The organism is Rhodococcus sp. MEB041, assembly GCF_030208955.1.
GTDB lineage: Bacteria > Actinomycetota > Actinomycetes > Mycobacteriales > Mycobacteriaceae > Rhodococcoides.
Window position 1 is genome coordinate 298671 of sequence record NZ_JARVSZ010000005.1, and the last position, 17081, is coordinate 315751.

13 protein-coding genes and 1 pseudogene are annotated in these 17081 nt (G+C 68.7%); 6 read left to right on the top strand and 8 right to left on the bottom strand.

The window, feature by feature from the left end; translation table 11 throughout:
* Window positions 1-206: 206 nt before the first annotated feature.
* The 6 genes from QRN16_RS15515 to QRN16_RS15540 all read right to left on the bottom strand — a co-directional run bounded on the left by QRN16_RS15515 (window position 207) and on the right by QRN16_RS15540 (window position 7522).
* A complete protein-coding gene (locus QRN16_RS15515) occupies window positions 207-1289 on the bottom strand; it encodes a glycosyltransferase family 4 protein (RefSeq protein ID WP_285188035.1) in 1083 nt (360 codons plus the stop codon).
* The gene (locus QRN16_RS15520) at window positions 1286-2806 is read right to left on the bottom strand and encodes a flippase (protein ID WP_285188037.1); all 1521 of its coding nucleotides are present in this window, start codon (window positions 2804-2806) and stop codon (window positions 1286-1288) included. The genes QRN16_RS15515 and QRN16_RS15520 overlap by 4 nt, the downstream gene beginning before the upstream one ends.
* The gene (locus QRN16_RS15525) at window positions 2806-3858 is read right to left on the bottom strand and encodes a glycosyltransferase family 4 protein (protein ID WP_285188040.1); all 1053 of its coding nucleotides are present in this window, start codon (window positions 3856-3858) and stop codon (window positions 2806-2808) included. The genes QRN16_RS15520 and QRN16_RS15525 overlap by 1 nt, the downstream gene beginning before the upstream one ends.
* Window positions 3768-5141: an O-antigen ligase family protein gene (locus tag QRN16_RS15530; RefSeq protein ID WP_285188042.1), complete on the bottom strand. Its 1374-nt coding sequence runs from the start codon at window positions 5139-5141 to the stop codon at window positions 3768-3770. The genes QRN16_RS15525 and QRN16_RS15530 overlap by 91 nt, the downstream gene beginning before the upstream one ends.
* A 19-nt stretch (window positions 5142-5160) precedes the next feature.
* Window positions 5161-6531, bottom strand: a complete 1371-nt coding sequence (locus QRN16_RS15535; protein WP_285188045.1) for a sugar transferase — start codon at window positions 6529-6531, stop codon at window positions 5161-5163.
* Window positions 6532-6802: 271 nt separating this feature from the next.
* Window positions 6803-7522: a GAF domain-containing protein gene (locus QRN16_RS15540; RefSeq protein ID WP_285188047.1), complete on the bottom strand. Its 720-nt coding sequence runs from the start codon at window positions 7520-7522 to the stop codon at window positions 6803-6805.
* A gap of 202 nt (window positions 7523-7724) precedes the next feature.
* Here QRN16_RS15540 and QRN16_RS15545 point away from each other — a divergent pair, with 202 nt between their 5' ends.
* Window positions 7725-8792: a cellulase family glycosylhydrolase gene (locus tag QRN16_RS15545; protein ID WP_285188049.1), complete on the top strand. Its 1068-nt coding sequence runs from the start codon at window positions 7725-7727 to the stop codon at window positions 8790-8792.
* 62 nt (window positions 8793-8854) lie between these two features.
* Here the strand turns inward: QRN16_RS15545 and QRN16_RS15550 are convergent.
* Window positions 8855-10416 (bottom strand): annotated as a pseudogene (locus QRN16_RS15550) (HNH endonuclease signature motif containing protein).
* A gap of 407 nt (window positions 10417-10823) precedes the next feature.
* Window positions 10824-11063: a hypothetical protein gene (locus QRN16_RS15555; protein WP_027504121.1), complete on the bottom strand. Its 240-nt coding sequence runs from the start codon at window positions 11061-11063 to the stop codon at window positions 10824-10826.
* A 73-nt stretch (window positions 11064-11136) separates the two neighbouring features.
* Between QRN16_RS15555 and QRN16_RS15560 the strand changes: the two genes are divergently transcribed.
* From QRN16_RS15560 to QRN16_RS15580, 5 genes are all read left to right on the top strand, one after another.
* Complete coding sequence (locus QRN16_RS15560; RefSeq protein ID WP_502944007.1) at window positions 11137-12282, top strand: lipase family protein; 1146 nt, start codon at window positions 11137-11139, stop codon at window positions 12280-12282.
* Between the two features lie 59 nt (window positions 12283-12341).
* Window positions 12342-13028: a response regulator transcription factor gene (locus QRN16_RS15565; RefSeq protein WP_027504120.1), complete on the top strand. Its 687-nt coding sequence runs from the start codon at window positions 12342-12344 to the stop codon at window positions 13026-13028.
* A gap of 71 nt (window positions 13029-13099) precedes the next feature.
* A complete protein-coding gene (locus QRN16_RS15570) occupies window positions 13100-14572 on the top strand; it encodes a HAMP domain-containing sensor histidine kinase (protein WP_231476140.1) in 1473 nt (490 codons plus the stop codon).
* Between the two features lie 41 nt (window positions 14573-14613).
* Window positions 14614-15984, top strand: coding sequence for a S1C family serine protease (locus QRN16_RS15575; protein ID WP_285188062.1), 1371 nt, complete (start codon window positions 14614-14616; stop codon window positions 15982-15984).
* Between the two features lie 95 nt (window positions 15985-16079).
* Window positions 16080-16574, top strand: coding sequence for a MogA/MoaB family molybdenum cofactor biosynthesis protein (locus QRN16_RS15580; RefSeq protein WP_197027709.1), 495 nt, complete (start codon window positions 16080-16082; stop codon window positions 16572-16574).
* Window positions 16575-17081: the final 507 nt, after the last annotated feature.

Genomic DNA, 17081 nt, shown 5'->3' on the forward strand with positions numbered 1-17081 from the left:
TCTCCTCGAGTTGCTGGTGCGCGTGCGGTCATGCCCGGTCGACGGCATGTCCCATTCGATACTACGCAGGGACGGAGACCATTCCTGCGTAGGTGAATTGCCGTGTGTCACCGTTCGGGAGATCGGTTCGCGGGCCGTCGTGAAACCGACGCGGTACCCATTCTGGGCGCGTGAGGAATGGCTGATGGCTCTTTCTGTCGTGGCATTCATGCGGTCAATTCCGTCAACAGTCGGGGGAGGGTGACCGAGATGTCGTGACGCGTCGCGACGGTGTCCCGCGCGCGTGCTCCCATGTCCGCGCGCGCCGCGTCGTCGCCGAGCACCCTTCGCAGAGCGTCGGCCAGTGCCGCCGCGTCACCCGGCGGGACCAGCACGCCCTCCCCGCGAGCGAGGAACTCGGTGGGACCGCCGTGATCGGTGGCCACCACCGGCACCCCGTGGGACATGGCCTCGAGGACGGACAGGGGCCCCGCCTCGGGGAGAACGCTGGCCGACACCACGACGTCCCACCGGCGCAGCGCGCTGTCGGGATCGACGTGCCCGAGGAAGCGGACACGTCCCGCGAGATCGGGACGTGCTGCCCGCGTGTGCAGTTCGTCGACGTACGCCTGATCGCCGGAGAAGCTGCCGCCCGCAAGTTCGACCATCACGTCGAGCTTCGCGACCGCGTCGAGCAGGACGAGGTGCCCCTTCCACGGAGTGAGGAGCGCGAGCATGCCCACGACGGGCGGCGAGTGCGTGGGGGCGGCGAAATCCTCCACGGGCCACGGCACGCCGTAGGGCACGATCTCCACCTCGATGCCGAGGTCGCGTACCGGTGCCGCCGCGGCGGACGTGCACGCGACCGCGCGGCGGACGGCGCCTCGACTCGCCGATGCCACGGCGCGCTGGCGTCCCGCCGCGATCGCATCGTGCACCAGCCAGGCGACACCGTGCGGTGGCCGGGCGAGTCGCGCTGCGGGCAGGGCGAACAGCGAGTTGACGACGGTGTGGGTCGCCGGCCGTCGCGTCACCGCACGCAGCGTCCGTGCCGCCGACACCCACCGCGCCGCCATCCTCGCCGCGGCGCCGATGCGGGCGACTCCCTGCTCTCCGCCCAGGCCCAGCTCGGGGATCGCGACGTGCACCGCGGCGTCGGGCAGCGCCTCGGACAGCGCCCCGACGGGACAGACGACGGTGACGCCGCCCGGCCCCCGCAGTGCCTCGGACACCAGCGACAGCAGCATCTTCTCGGCACCCGAGATGTTCGCGGTGTGCGCGACGAACACGGTGGTGCGATCCGGAGTCACGAGGCGACCTCCGGGGCAGGAGAGTTGCTGCGCGAGTCACGCTTGGTCAGGAGGAACCCGCACGCGGCGACCAGGAGCGCCGCGACGACCGAGATCAGGAACCACAGGGACGGTGCCTCGTCGACGAGCAGTGTCGCCCCGACCGTCACCGCGGCCGTGACGGCGGCGAGCACGAGGATCGGCGACACGGCGAGCAGCCCCGACATGGGCATGCTGCGCTCGATCACGACCCACAGCATGATCACTGTGACACCGAACGTGACGACGGTGGCGATGGCGGATCCGTTGTAGGACAACCTCGGGATGAGCGCGACGTTGAGGCCGATGTTGAGAGCGAGGCCGAACAGCGCGACGAGCGGGTAGTGCCGCTGCATCCCCGCGGAGGCGAGCAGGAAGATGCCGAGCAGGATGAGCGACATGATCGCGGCACCGAGGACGAGGAGCCGTGCCGCGTCGGAACCGGGAGCGAAGCGCTCGCCGTAGAGCAGGCGGATGAGCGGCTCGGCAGAGGGCCAGAAGCCGGCGACGGCGACGGCGCCGAAGGTCGCGAAGTACAGTCCCGCGGAACGGGATCGGGCGCGGAACGTGGCCGTCTCGCTCGGCCAGGCCGCCACGAGGAGGGTGCTCACCGGCGCCACGGCGGCCAGCGCGATGGTGTCCATCATGTCGGAGAACTTGTAGCCGATGGAGTACAGGCCGACCGCGTCGAAGGTGTCGAGAAGGCTCAGCATCAGGACGTCGATCTTCAGCATCGCGATGGTCAGCGCGAAGCCGATCGCGAGGGGAATCGCCTCGCGGAGGTAGGCACCCCACCGGTGGACGTCGATGTGACGAGACGGGCGCAAGCCCACCGACCGCCGCCGCACCGCGAGACCCTTGCCGACCGCGCGGAACGCCTCGTTGAGCACCGCCGGCAGCACGAAGATCAGCAGCACCGGCGCGAAGACGGCGGCGAGGATCGTGAGCACCAGCTGCAGGCCCTGGCCCAGGCTCTCGATGACCGCGACCAGCAACAGTCGATGGCGGGCCTGGAACAGCACGGAGAGTGCGTGGGACGGCGTCGCGAACACGACGACGAGGCCGCCCAGAGCGGTCGCCGCGATGACCTCACCCGGGTACTGCAGCACCACGACGTAGCCGACGGCGAGCACGTACCCCACGAGTCCGAGCACGGTGCGCAGTGCGAGGAACGACGAGGCGGTGCGGCCGATCTCCTCGGCGTCGTCGTCCATCAGTCGGGCCAGGACGACGCGGCCGACGCCGAGGTCGGTGACGACGGACATGAGTCCGAGCAGCGCGAAGACGAAGCTGAACTGACCCCACCCCTCGGGGCTCAGCGAGCGGGCCACGATGACGCTGCCCACCCAGCCGAGTCCCGCCACGATCACGCGGGAGATCAGCACCGCCGCGGTCGCCCGCGCCGCCGCCTTCGGATCGGCGGCGAGCGCGCGATAGTCGGGTGCAGTGGTTTCAGGTTCGGGGGTGACGGCACCCTCGACGGTGATGTCGTCGTCCATCAGAGCAGGCCTGCGTCCCGATAGGCGTCCGCGGTGCGCTCGGCGGTCCGGGCCCACGTCAGGTCGGCCATCGCGTGCAGGGCCTCGGTCACCAGGTCCGCGCGCGCCGTCTCGTCGAACATCAACGGGCTCAGTGCCTCCGCCCAGTCGTCGACCCGCTCGTTGTCGAGCAGCACGGCGCCCTTGCCGACCACCTCGGGCAGGGCGCCCACCGCGCTCGCGACCACGGCGCCGCCGCACGCCATCGCTTCGACCGGGGGCAGCCCGAAGCCCTCGTAACGCGACGCGTACGCGGTGACGGTCGCCGCCGCGTACAGTGCGGGCAGGTCCTCCACGTCGACGTAGCCGAGCCCGTTCGCGTAGCGGGGTGCGTCCGGGCCCGTGGACCCCGCGCCCGCCAGGAAGAAGGGCACGCCCAGCTTCTCCGCGGCGTCGGCGACCAACTGCACGTTCTTGCGCGGCTCCACGGTGCCCACCTGCATGACGAAGCGTTCGGGCAGACCGTACCTCGCGCGCACCGTCTCCACCGCGCCGTCCTCCGGGGGCACGGCCCAGGCTGCCGGGGCGAGTTCGACGACCGCGGCGTCGCGGCCGCTGACGGCCTTGATGCGGTCGGCGGTGAACTGCGAGACGGCGATGAGCAGGTCGGCCTTGCGCAGCGACCGTCGCACGAGGCGCTGTTCGCCGGCGGCGCGGAAGCGACTCGACGCGGACGGCATGTCGATGACCGAGATGTCGTGCACCGTGGCGACGGTGGCGCCCCGGCCGACGAGGGGGAGATCGACGTCGAGCCCGTGGACCACGTCGTGCGACCCGACCGGGAGCGCACCGAGCACCGCGCGGACGGCACCGCCGGACACCGGCCGGGGGAGCGCGTCGACGCCTGTCGGCAGCTCGCCGATCGCGTCCTTCTGGACGACGGCGGCGAGGTCCGTTCCGGGGAGACGGCCGGGCAGCTCCCTCAGGAGCTCACGGATGTACGTCTGGACGCCGCTGCCGCCGGGACGGAGGGCGAGGGCCCCGAAAACGATTCGTGTTGTGCTGCTGCGCATCCCACAACTCCTAACAAGAGCCAGAAATAGACGTCGATAGGGAAGATCTCGAAATAGGTGGCCACCAGTGACGCGAACATCGCCGCGACGATGGAGGCGCCGACACCGAGTGTCAGCGCGCCGTCCTGACCGGGGAGGGTGCGGGAGAGTCGCGTGCACCAGATCAGGGCGGTCACCAGGAGCGCGAGGACGGCCCACAGTCCGATCGGACCGAGTTCGAGAGCCGTCTTCACGTAGTAGTTGTCGGGCTGGTAGTTGGTGGACAGCCCGAGCGACCCGGTGATGTTCTCACCCTGCGCCGACGAGATCCGGTCCGCTGCCGCACCACTCGACCCGAGCCCCTCGCCGAGCCAGTGGGTGCGCACCTTCTCGATGACCTCGTTCCACCTGCCGCCACGTTCGTTCAGGCTGCTCGACGAGAAGAAGACCGACGTGATCTTGGGGACGAACGGCAGAATTGCGCCGACGAGCGCCGCCATGATCACGAGCAGCCCGCCGAGTGCGCGGAACCGGATGATGGTCATGTAGATCAGCCCGACCGCGAGTCCGAGCAGCGCCGCTCGCACGATGGCACTCGACATGGCGACCACCATGAACGGGCTCGCGCACAGGAACAGCAGGTTGCGCCGGCGCATGGGGTTCGCGAGCGCCACGGCTCCGCCGACGAGCAGCGACAGCATCACGTAGAGCCCGAACGGGAAGGGCAGGTTGAACGTGCTGAACGTGCGGAGCAGCCCGCCCGACGTCCGGACCTGGGTGCCGTACTCGTACCCGATCGCCACGAGCGCCGCCGGTCCCGCGAGCAACTGAGCGATGCCGACCAGGGACGTGAACGCGCCCATGCCCATGAGGATGCTGACGAGGTGGTCCCGGTCGCGGGCGTCGAACGGCGCGAGCCACAGGATCGCCACCAGCAGCAGGTAGAAGAACGTCACCTTGATGCCGACGAAGCCGATGATCCCGAACGACAGCAGTGCCGACGCGGTCCCGAACACCACGAACAGGGCTGCGGCCGGCCACCAGGGCATCAGCAGTGTCGGACGACGCGGGCCCAGCGCTCGACTGCGCCGGATCCAGGCGCTGCCGAGCGTGAAGATCACCAGGCCCTCCTTCCAGCCGGCGACGAAGCCGGGCAGCGGAAGGATGGCGAGGAGACCGTTCAGCGGGACGAACGCGGCCAGCAGCAGCACCCCGAGCTGCGGTCGATGAAAGACCGCGCGTGCCACCAGGAACGCGACGACCAGCACGACGACCGCGGCAAGACCCTCGAGGACGATCAGCATGACGGGACCGCCGACACGGTCAGTCTTCCGCCTTCTTCAGGACCGCGGCGATGGTGAGGAAGAGGATCTTGATGTCGAGGGACAGCGACCAGTTCTCGATGTAGTAGTTGTCCCACTCGGCTCGGTCGGCGATGGACGTCTGTCCGCGCAGTCCGTGCACCTGCGCCCACCCGGTGACACCGGCCTTCACCCGGTGGCGCTCACCGTAGCGGCGGATCTGCATCTCGAACAGATCCACGTATGCGGGGCGCTCCGGCCGGGGACCCACGAGGCTCATGTCGCCGCGAACGACGTTGAGGAGCTGGGGCAGCTCGTCGAGCGACGTCTGGCGCATGATCTTGCCGATACGGGTCCGGCGATCCACGCCCTCGACGCCGCCCGGAGCGGCGCCCTCGACGCGAGTGAACTCGGCGTCCGAGGCACGCGGCGGACGCATCGACCGGAACTTCAGGCAGCCGAACGGTTTTCCGTCACGGCCGATGCGCTCCTGGGAGAAGAAGATGGGTCCGGGGGAGCTCGTCTTGACCAGCAGCGCGAGCACCAGGAAGACGGGGGAGAGGACCAGCACGCCCAGTCCGGCCAGGGTGCGGTCCATGACGCCCTTGACGACGAACTGCCAGCCCTTGGGGTCGGTGTGCGGCAGCACCATCAGGGGCAACCCGCCGAGATGCTCGACGCGGGTCCGCACGCCGACGGTATCGAACAAGCGCGGTACCAACCACACTCGCATGCCGTTCGAGTGGGCGGTGCGGATGGCCTTGACCAGACTCTCGGTCGGAACGTCCGAGAACCCGATGACGAGCTCCTCGGCACCGGTCTGCTCGATGGCCTGCGCGAGCTGCGACGGTGTGCCCATGTAGGGGACGGTCAGTGCCTCGGGAGTGTCCGGCTGCGGATCGACCGCGTGTGCCTTGTCGAGCACGCCCACGGGGTCGAGGCCGTACTCGGGGAACTGGTGCATGCGCGACGCCAGCTGGTGGGCGATCGGACCGCCGCCGATGATGAGCGTCGGAGCCGCCGACTTGTGGTTCACCCGCAGGTACCGCTGGATCGCGGTGCGCAGGAACCGCGCCACCGCCACCAGGATCGCCGCGGCGATCCACACCCGGACCATGAAGAGGCCGGGCCGGTACTCCGTGCCGATGACCAGCAAGATCGTCAGCACCAACAGAGTGGCGAGCGCGACGGACGTCTCGACGGGACCGATCTCGTCGAGGAAGTTCCGGCGGAGTCCGCGTCGGTAGAGCGAGCGGGACGCCAGGATGAGCAGAACCAGCGGCACGAACAACCACGGCACCCAGCCGTAGTCGATGCCGCCCGTTCCCGGCCAGAACCTCGCCACGGCAACAGCCACGATCGCTGCCGTCGCGTCTGCCGCGATGGTGACCATCGTGTGTGCGGGATCGACGCGAAGACGGTCCGCTATTCCACGTTCATTGGACACCCTCGTGGCAGGGGCGTTGCGTAGCAACGTATCTCGCGATTCCAGTGTTTCGGACACAGGATTCACTCCGTACGGACCTAGTGGTTGACCGACCGAGGTCAACACTAGACCATTCTTTGGAGTTGTCTTCTCAGAATGGTCACGGCGCCATTACGGAAAAGCGACCGATGGACAGACTAACGAGGCGAAAATGTAGATCACGCCCGGAATGGTTCGCTCACTCGAAAATTCGCTCGCGAACCATCCACGCGATGTCCTTGAGTACCTGTACGTGCCCCGTCGTCCACTGACGTGGCTCGGCGTCCCAGACGCACAGCGTGCCCACCGCGTGACCGCCGTCGTCCACCAACGGGATGCCGAGGTAGGAGATGAAGGTCTTGTCCAGCACGCCGGGGTGGTTCATGAACTTCTCGTCGAGGCGAGCGTCCTCGACCAGCAGTGGTTCACCCAGGGCCACCGTGTGGCGGCACATTCCGGCCTCGAGGGGAATCTCCCGAGGCCGTTCTTCCTCCGGCCCGAAACCGACAGCGCTCTTGATGAACTGGCGGTCCTTGTCGATCAAGGAGATCGAGGCACCCGGCGTGGACAACGCGTCTGCGGCCATGGCCACGATGCGGTCGTAGGCCGGTTCGGACGGGGTGTCGAGCAGCCCGGTGGCCTCGACGGCGCGCACGCGATCGGGATCGGTGACGATCGCGGGCATGTCGGATACCGCCGGCGGTGTGGACGCGGGCGTGTCGGGCACGGGATCGGCCGTCGCCTCGAGGCGCTTGAGCAGATGGCCCAGATCGGTGTCGTCCGCCTCGGCGAGTTCTTTCACCAGGCGTGTCACGACGGCGCGCCGAACATAGGCGGGCACCGTCTCGCCCACCCTCGCGGCCTGCTGTTCCAGAACCTCGTTGAGGCGGGCGTCGAAGCCGTCGTTTCCCGTCGTCATTTCGCCGATACTAATGCAGGCTTGTACGGGATCGAGCGATGTGGAGAATCATCGCATCCGGAGCCTCGCCGGTGTCCGTTTTCGCTGGTACGCCCCGCGCGGCCGCCGCTGTTAGCCTGGGCCGGTGCTCACCGATCGGTCTGTTTCGCGTTCGAGGCCGACTCGGCGCGGAGCCGGTGCCGGGTTTCTTCGGCGATGCAGCGTGTCTGGTGCCGCTGTCCTTCTCGTTCTCGTCGGTGTGCCGACACCGGCATCCGGCGCTCCGTCGGGCGAGGTACCGCGGTGCGTCGCGGAGTCCGACGGTGTCCGGGTGGGCGGATCACCCGGCGGCTCCTTCGGATTCCTGTCGGACGAGGACCTCGGACGCGAACTCGACATCGCGAGGAATGCGGGCATGTTCTCGGTCCGCATCGACATCGACTGGTCGGTGGTGGAGCCGCAGCCCGGTCGGCGCGACTGGTCGTCGACGGACAGAGTGGTCGACGCCATCGTCGCTCGGGGTATGTGCCCGTACGCCATCGTGACCTACGCACCTGCCTGGGCGCGTGTGGCGACGGCTCGGGATCAGCCCTACGCCCGGCCGGCGAGTCCGGACGCGTTCGGGGCTTTCGCGGCACTCGCCGCGGAGCGGTACCGCGACCGAATCGTGTTGTGGGAGGTGTGGAACGAGCCGAACATCACCACCTACTTCACGCCGCTGCCCGACCCGACGGTGTACGCGCTGATGCTGCGCGCGACGTACCGCGCCATCAAGAAGGTGCAACCGGAGGCGCTGGTGCTCGCCGGCGGTATGGCGCCCGCGGTGAACAACGGCACCAACATCTCGCCGACCGCTTTCCTCTCGTCGCTCTACACCCTCGGAGCGAATCGTTATTTCGATGCCTTCAACGTCCACCCGTACACGTGGCCGTTCCTTCCGAACGATCTGTCGACGGCGCCGTGGAACACGGCGATGGCGATGTGGTCGATGCACGATGTCATGAGCGCCGAGGGTGACGGCGGCAAGCAGATCTGGATCACCGAGATGGGCGCCCCCACGGGAACGAACGCGAATGCCATGAGCGAGGAGGGGCAGGCCGAGTCCATCGGCATCATGCTCAATGCCCTTCTCGGCAATTCCTGGCTCGGGCCCGCGTACGTCTACAGCATGCGTGACTCGGGCAGCGACGAGTCCGACACGGAGCAGAATTTCGGAATGGTGCGCCGCGATTTCTCGCCCAAGCCTGCGCTCGCCGAGATCACGGAATTCACGGCGGAACATTCCGGCTGACGGTGCCAGGCCGGCGCAGTGTCGAACCTGAGGTCGCCCTCGGCTCACCGTCTCGGATTCGATCAGTCGTCCGGGGGCGGCGCGAGGTGCCGTTCCGGGAAGTTCAGGTGGTTCGGGATGCCGCGCCGACCCTCGTCGATGACGGCAGGCGGATGCCACAGCACTGTTCCCGGGTACGGATGACTCGGGGGAGCGGTGCTGGTGGCCCACTGGCCGGCACGTTCGCCGACGAGCGGATGGTGGACGTCGCACGCCAGCGCGAGGTCGTCGATGTCGGTCAGGCCGCCCGCCGCCCAGTCGTCGACATGGTGGGCCTCGCACCGTGACGCGGGGGCCGAGCATTCCGGCCCGGTGCAGCCGCGGTCGCGGGCGAACAGGGCGAGCCGCTGGTCGGTGCTCGCGCACCGGCGGGCTCGGGCGAAGTGCAGCGTGCTGCCGGTGGCCCCGTCGAAGACGCGGAGGTAGTGGTGCGCCTCGGCCGCCATGCGCACCACGTCTGCCACGGGCATTGTGGATCCGGTGGCGGTGAGCCCGAGACCCGCTGCGGCGGTGAGCTGTCGAGTGACACCGACACGACCACGGACAGGGGCAGACCACGATGCTGTCCGTGTCGACCCGAGGCCAGCACGTCCTTCAGGAGGTAGGTCAGTGCATCGTGATTGCGCTGGCCGGGGGTGCGGTGGTCCCACTCGGCCTCGCGGTCGTCCGACCCTTCCGCGCTGTCGGCCGGTTGTCCTGCGTCGCCGGACGGGACAGCGTCAGTGGGGGTCGTGTCATCCTTCGGGGGCGGGTCGTCGAGATCGACTGCTGAGGGAGTGCTTTCGGAGTTGTTCGTTCCGGGTGCCGCGAACTTGGCGAGGAACGCGTCGAGCAGGGCGCGCAGCACCGGGTCGACGCAGAAGCGGCCGGTCGACATCGAATCGGGACCCTGGGGGTCGATCTCGAAGAAGCGCTTCCTGGCGCGGTCGCGATCGTCGGGCTCCGCTCCGTCGGGATCGAGGTATTCGGTGAGGCGCGTCGCGATGGCCGTGAGCTCCTCCGGTCCGACCGTGCGCGCAAGGTCGGCGAGAGTCTGCTCGGCGGCGTCGCGCGTCTCGGCATCGACGGCGTGAGGGAGCTTCTTCAGGAACGAGCGGATGATCGAGACGTGTGCGTCGGCCAGCGCGCCGTCCCGCGCTGCCGCGGCCGTGTGGGTCAACGGCGGATCGAGCGTCTCACCCGTCATGGTCGTTCCGGTGCCGAGATCGCGTGCCACGGCAAGGCGGGATGCCGCGGCAGCCGTGGTGATGCGCAGCATGTGCGCCAGTGCGTGCGGAACACCGCTCGCGCCGATCGCACCGAGCACTGAGTCGAATCCCGAGCCGGCCACCAGGCCGTTGAGCCAGGTGTGTGACGCGCCGGTGAGCAGGCGCCGGGTGTTCTCGGCCCCGCAGACCAGCGCCAGTCGGTCCTCGCTGGTGAGCGTCGACGCGTCGAGCATGGCGATGCCCTCGACCGCGGAGCCGAGCTGGGCGAGTAGCGCGCACACGCGGGGATCGTCGACAGGTGCGGCCACAGCAGGCAGCGCGCCGACACGTCGGCCCATCTGCACCTGCCAGGCCGACCGTGGATCCCCCGATTCCATGACCTCAGATTACATGGATTAGAACATATGTTCGATAGTAGATGTCACCGAATACGGACAGAGAACTGCCCACCGTTCACAGGTGAACGGTGGGCAGTCGTCGATGTGCGTCGGTGTCAGCGCGAACGGTAGCTGTGCGACATCTGGCGTCCCCGGAAGTCCAGGTCGCGTCCGCCGGACAACAGTGCGACCGCGAGTGCTGCCGCGCCGACGAGTGTCAGTGTGATCATCATGTGTTTCCTCCGATCGTGCTGAGGTCGGTTCCCCTGACCGGCCCCGGCGGGAGCGTGTCCCGCCGTGCTCCATGATTGCCCGCTGCGAGGTGGTTTCCACCGGAATGAGGGGCACCCCACGTGGTGCCGATCGGGGCGACGACGGTCACAACTGAGTGTGACGCGAGGTCACGGCTACTCGCGTAGGCCGTCCGCCAGCTCGAAGACCCGGCCCACGTACCGGGAGACGAAGACGTCGAGCGCGTGGTCGGACAACTCCAGGCACCCCACCCGTCGGAACCAGTGTTCGAGGTCCACCAGCTTGTCGCCGAGGGCCACTCGGTGGTCGTCGAGCGCCCGGAGCTCGTCCGCGACCGCGCGCAGCTCGAGCACCTTGTCGTTCACCGAACTCTGCGTCGCACCCACCTCGTCCATGACTGAAGAGCGTAGCCGTGATCGAACGTATGTTCTAGTCCGGAACCCGGTGCCGGAGCGGTACGGTGACGCCGTGCCGAACCGCTCCCGCCGCCTGCTGCGCGCCTTGGTGACCCTGACCGCCACGACGTCCGTCGCGCTGACCCTCACGGGTGTGGCGCAGGCGCAGGACCGTGATCCGGGCACTCTCGTCGGATCGACAGCGTCACCGGCCCCGATTCCGGGAAGTGTCGACGCCCGGCGCATCACCTACTGGTCGGTGGGCTCGCAGAACGAGCCGGCCCTGAGTACCGGTGGCGTCTATCTGCCGCCCGGCGAGGCGCCCGAAGGTGGCTGGCCTGTCATCGCGTGGGCCCACGGCACGTCCGGGCTCGGCGACGACTGCGCTCCGTCGGTCGTCGGCCCCACGTTGCCGGACCGCGACTTCCCGTACCTCCAGACGTGGCTGAACCGCGGCTACGCGATCGTCGCCACGGACTACGTGGGACTCGGTACCCCCGGAGTGATGCCGTACCTGGACGGCAAGGTGCAGGCGCACAGCGTCGTCGACAGTGTCGCTGCTGCAAGGGAACTGGAGCCGACGCTGTCGAATCGCTGGGTCGCGATCGGCCAGTCCCAGGGCGGCGGCGCCGCGGTGACCACCGCGCGGTACGCCACCGAGTACGGCGGCGACGGCCTGGACTACCTCGGCGCCGTCGGGACCGGCGTGCCCGCCAACATCGAACTCGTTCTGCTTCCGCTCGGGCCCGGAGTCCCGCCCGTCGCGATTCCGGACGGTCTGACGTCGTACGTCTTCTACATCCTGGCGGGGTTGCGGGCCGCCCATCCGGAGATCGATCTGAACTCGTACCTGACTCCGCTCGGCCGGCAGTGGGTGGACACCGCCGAGACGCAGTGCGCGAACCCGTTCCACGATGCGGTGTCCGGGTTGCGACTGGGCGACATGTTCTCGCGGCCGTTGGCGCAGATCCCGAACGTGTACGGACTGCTGAACGACTACATGGGTGTGCCCACCTCCGGGTACGACCGTCCCGTCTTCATCGGCCAGGGTCTGCGGGACGTCGATGTGCCGGCACCGTCCGCCCTGTCGCTCGCGGCGGCCATGACGGCCAACGGCGAACCGCTGACCTTCCGGACCTACCCGGGCGACCACAGTCAGACGTTCCGTGACTCGCAGCCCGATGCGATCGCGTTCGTCGACCGGCTGTTCGGGCGCTGACACCGGCCGCCCCTGTGTCCTCTCAGCAGCGTCTCAGTCGTCGGGGCGACACTGTTCCCATGCGTGTACTGGTGACCGACGACGATCGTGCCGTCCGAGAATCGCTGCGACGGTCGCTGACGTTCAACGGGTACACCGTGGACCTGGCCACCGACGGTCTCGACGCCCTCGAGAAGGTCGCGGCCGAGCGACCGGACGCGCTGGTCCTCGACGTCATGATGCCCCGGCTCGACGGGCTCGAGGTGTGCCGTCGCCTGCGCAGCACCGGAGACGACCTGCCGATCCTGGTCCTGACGGCTCGTGACTCCGTGTCCGAGCGGGTGGCGGGTCTCGATGCCGGGGCGGACGACTACCTGCCCAAACCGTTCGCGCTCGAGGAGCTGCTGGCACGGCTGCGCGCACTGTTGCGACGCACCGGTGGGGAACTGGGTCCGGACAGCGAGGCCATGACGTTCGCCGATCTGTCACTCGACCCCGTCACGCGCGAGGTGCGACGGGGCGAACGGCCCATCAGCCTGACCCGCACCGAGTTCTCGTTGCTCGAGATGCTGCTCGCCAACCCCCGACGGGTGCTCAGCCGGAGCCGCATCCTCGAGGAGGTGTGGGGCTACGACTTCCCGACGTCGGGCAACGCCCTCGAGGTGTACGTCGGGTATCTGCGGCGCAAGACCGAGGCCGACGGCGAGACTCGTCTCATCCACACCGTCCGCGGTGTGGGTTACGTGCTGCGGGAAACGCCTCCGTGATGGTTGCTCCCTTCGGCCGCCGGCGGGGCGAGGCCGGGACCGACAAGGGGCGCGCGGCACAGGACGGACTCATGCGTCCTCCGATGCCCCTCACCCGCTCGGTGTCCCTGCGGTGGCGTGTCACGCTGCTCGCGGCGTCCGTGGTGGCCATCGCGGTCGCCGTCATGGCGATCGCCGCGTACGCGGTGGTGTCCCGCGCGCTGTACGGCGACGTCGACAATCAGCTGCGTACCCGGGCGAGTGCGCTGATCGAGACCAACCTCGTCGCCTTCGATCCCCGGTACGTCGCGGGCGCCACGCTCTACAGCACCGATGTCAGTGTCGCGCTGATCTTTCCGGACCTGACGAAGTACATCCCGCCGGGTTCGATCGTGCCCATCGGTGACCCCGAGATGGACGTCGCGCTGGGACAGTCGACCTCGTCGCTGCGCACCACCTCGGGAGCTCGCGTTCTCGCGGAGCGCACGCAGACCGGAAGCACGCTGGTGATCGCACAGCGGCTCGCGCCCACCGGCCAGGTCCTGGATCGACTGGCCTGGGTGCTGTTCGTCGTGGGCGGCTGTGGCGTCGTCCTCGCGGCGGTGGCCGGCACGGCGGTGGGACGCACCGGTCTGCGACCCATCGGACGGCTGACGGCGGCGGCCGAGCGTGTCGCCCGAACCGACGACCTGACGCCCATTCCGGTGACGGGTAACGACGAACTCGCCCGCCTCACCGACAGTTTCAACACGATGCTGCGGGCGCTCGCCGAGTCGCGGGCGCGGCAGAGTCGACTCGTGGCGGACGCGGGTCACGAACTGCGGACCCCGCTGACGTCGTTGCGCACCAACATGGAACTGCTGATCGCGTCGAGTCGGCCGGGTGCGCCGCGCATCCCGGAGCAGGACATGGCGGAGCTGCGTCTCGACGTGGTGGCGCAGATCGAGGAACTGTCCACGCTCGTCGGCGATCTGGTCGACCTGGCACGTGAGGACGCCCCGGAGAACGTCTTCGAACGTGTCGACATGGCGGATGTCGTCGAACGCAGCCTGGAGCGAGTTCGCAGGCGTCGCAACGAGATCGACTTCGACTCGATGACCACACCGTGGATCCTGTACGGCGACCAGGCAGGTCTGTCCCGCGCCGTCCTCAACGTGCTCGACAACGCGGCCAAGTGGAGTCCGTCGGGCGCCACCGTGCACGTGGCGATGATCGCCCGGCCCGACGGCCTGCTCGAACTCACCGTGTCCGACGCGGGTCCGGGTATCGCGCCCGAGGAACGAGAGCTGGTGTTCGAACGCTTCTACCGGTCCACCGCGTCGCGGTCGATGCCCGGATCGGGACTGGGTCTGGCGATCGTGCGCCAGGTGGTGCTCAAGCACGGCGGAACCATCGCGGTCGAGGACTCGGTCACCGGCGGCACCCTGATTCGAATCGTTCTCCCGGGGGAATCCGCCGGTCCGCAGGATCTGCTGGGAACAGGATCGCAGGACCCACAGGCCACTGACACGATGATCTCAGCGCCCTCTCAGTCCGGCGGAGCATCGTCGATCAGGACGACGTGAGGTGACCGGTGCGAGCCGGTCATGGAGATGGAGCGAAACGCATGAACGAGGACCGCACCACTGGTGACACCGGCCGCGACGGCCGGGACGGCGCATCGGAGCCCACCGCGCAGCAGCCCGCGTACGGGGGACAGACGCAGCCCCAGTACACCGGGTGGGACGGTCGACAGTCCGGTCAACACCAGGCGGGTCAGCACCAGCAGCCCCACAACCCGTATCAGCAGCCTCATCAGCAGGGACAGAACCCCTACCAGCAGAACCCGTACCAGCAGCCGCAGTACTACGGCGGGACGGCGCCGGCGACCACGTCGCGGAAGCCGGGGCGTACAGCCCTCGTCGCAGGCGCCATCGCGCTGGCCCTGGTGAGCGGTGGAGTCGGCGGCGCGGTCGGCGCCATCGCCGCGGACGGCGGCAACGGTGGCGTGACCAACGCCCTCAATCAGCCCGTCACGCAGGCGAACCCGGCCGCCAACGCCCCCGACGGTTCGGTGCAGGCCGTGGCCGGCAAGGTGCTCCCCAGCGTGGTCCAGATCCAGGTGGCGGGCCGCACCGCCGAGGGCGAGGGGTCCGGCGTGATCCTCTCCTCCGACGGCCTCATCCTGACGAACAACCATGTCGTGTCCGGCGCGGGTGCGAACGCCCAGCTGACCGTCTCCTTCAACGACGGATCCACGTCGTCGGCGACGGTGGTCGGTGCGGACGCGTCCTCGGACATCGCGGTGATCAAGGCGCAGGGTCGCAGCAACCTGACGCCCATCGAGCTCGGCACCTCGGACGGTCTGCAGGTGGGTCAGGGTGTCGTGGCCGTCGGTTCGCCGCTCGGCCTCGCCGGCACGGTGACCTCCGGCATCATCTCGTCGCTCAACCGCCCGGTCGCGACCAGTGGCGAGTCGACGGACCAGACCACGGTGATCGACGCGATCCAGACCGACGCGGCCATCAACCCGGGCAACTCGGGCGGCGCGCTCGTGGACATGAACGGCAAGCTGGTCGGCGTCAACAGCGCCATCGCGACGTTGGGAGCGGGCGCCAGCTCGTCCGAGTCGCAGAGCGGGTCCATCGGCCTCGGCTTCGCCATCCCCGTCGACCAGGCCCGCCGCATCGCAGACGAGCTGGTGCAGACCGGCAAGGCGACGCAGGCGATCATCGGCATCAGCGTCCCGAGCCGTGACGACGCCAACGGAGCCACGGTCATGGCCGTCACCGACGGTGGGCCGGCCGCGCAGGCGGGCATCCCGACCGGTGCAGTGGTCACCAAGGTCGACGACCGCGTCATCGCCAGCGGCGACGCACTCATCGCGGCGGTCCGCTCCCACGCCCCCGGCGACCAGGTCTCGGTGACCTACACACAGGGTGGCAACGAGCAGACCGTGCAGGTCACGCTCGGGACGGCCCCGAGCGGAGGCAACTGATGAAGCGACCCCGGATCGTCCGTGACCGTGGGCACCTCACTCCCATCGTCGGGCACATCGAGTCTCCGTCGGGCCCGGGCATTACGGTGAGCGACATGACTATGGATGCAGCCGTGGCCGGACGTGCGCTCGTCGTGATCGTCGACGACCGCACGGCTCACGGAGATGCCGACTCGACCGGACCTCTGGTCAACGAACTGCTGACCGAGGCGGGCTTCCTCGTCGACGGTGTCGTCGTGGTCAGCAACGACGAGGTGGACGTGCGCAACGCACTGAACACCGCGGTCATCGGCGGCGTCGACCTGGTGGTCTCCGTCGGCGGCACCGGCACGTCGCCACGCGACGTCACCCCGGACGCGACGGCCGAGGTGCTCGACCGTGAACTCCTCGGCATCAGTGAGGCGCTCCGCTCCTCCGGACTGGCGGCGGGGTCGCTCGACGCCGGCCTGTCCCGCGGGCTCGCCGGAGTGTCCGGCAGCACGCTGGTGGTCAACTTGGCCGGGAGCCGCGCGGCCGTCCGCGACGGAATGGCGACGCTGACGCCCCTCGCCGCCCATGTCATCGGTGAGTTGTCCAGCCTTGACGGCTGACGACCCCCAGAAGAACGACCCTCGAGCCGGCGACGCAACACCTGTCGATCCGGACTCCGAGGACACTGCGAGCCGGGCCCGTGCACGACGGGCCCGGCTCGCTCGTGTGTTCGGCGATGTTCTTCCCGAGTCGACTCGAGACGACGGAACGTCGGGCGAACCACATCGAGGTGATTCGTCCTCGGGCTCGGAGGAGTGGTTGAGGAGCCAGAGGCCTCCGCATTACGAATAGTTTTGTGTGATCCACATCACTGGGAGTTACCACAGTGCGAACCTGGTGTTGCCTGTCTGTTAACCGCGAATTCGTCTGAATTCGGACGACCTCCCCGAGAGTTACCGCAGGGTAGATGTGACTGGTGTGACTGGCAACCCCCGTCGAGCAGTGGTTCCGCTCGGGGTCGAGTCGAATAACGCCCACGTCACGGGCACCCGGGCACCCGGTTAGCACAGTCCGACGACGTTTGGTGCCATTGGAGCTGCGGCGCGTCGTGCGGCCAAAACGCTTGT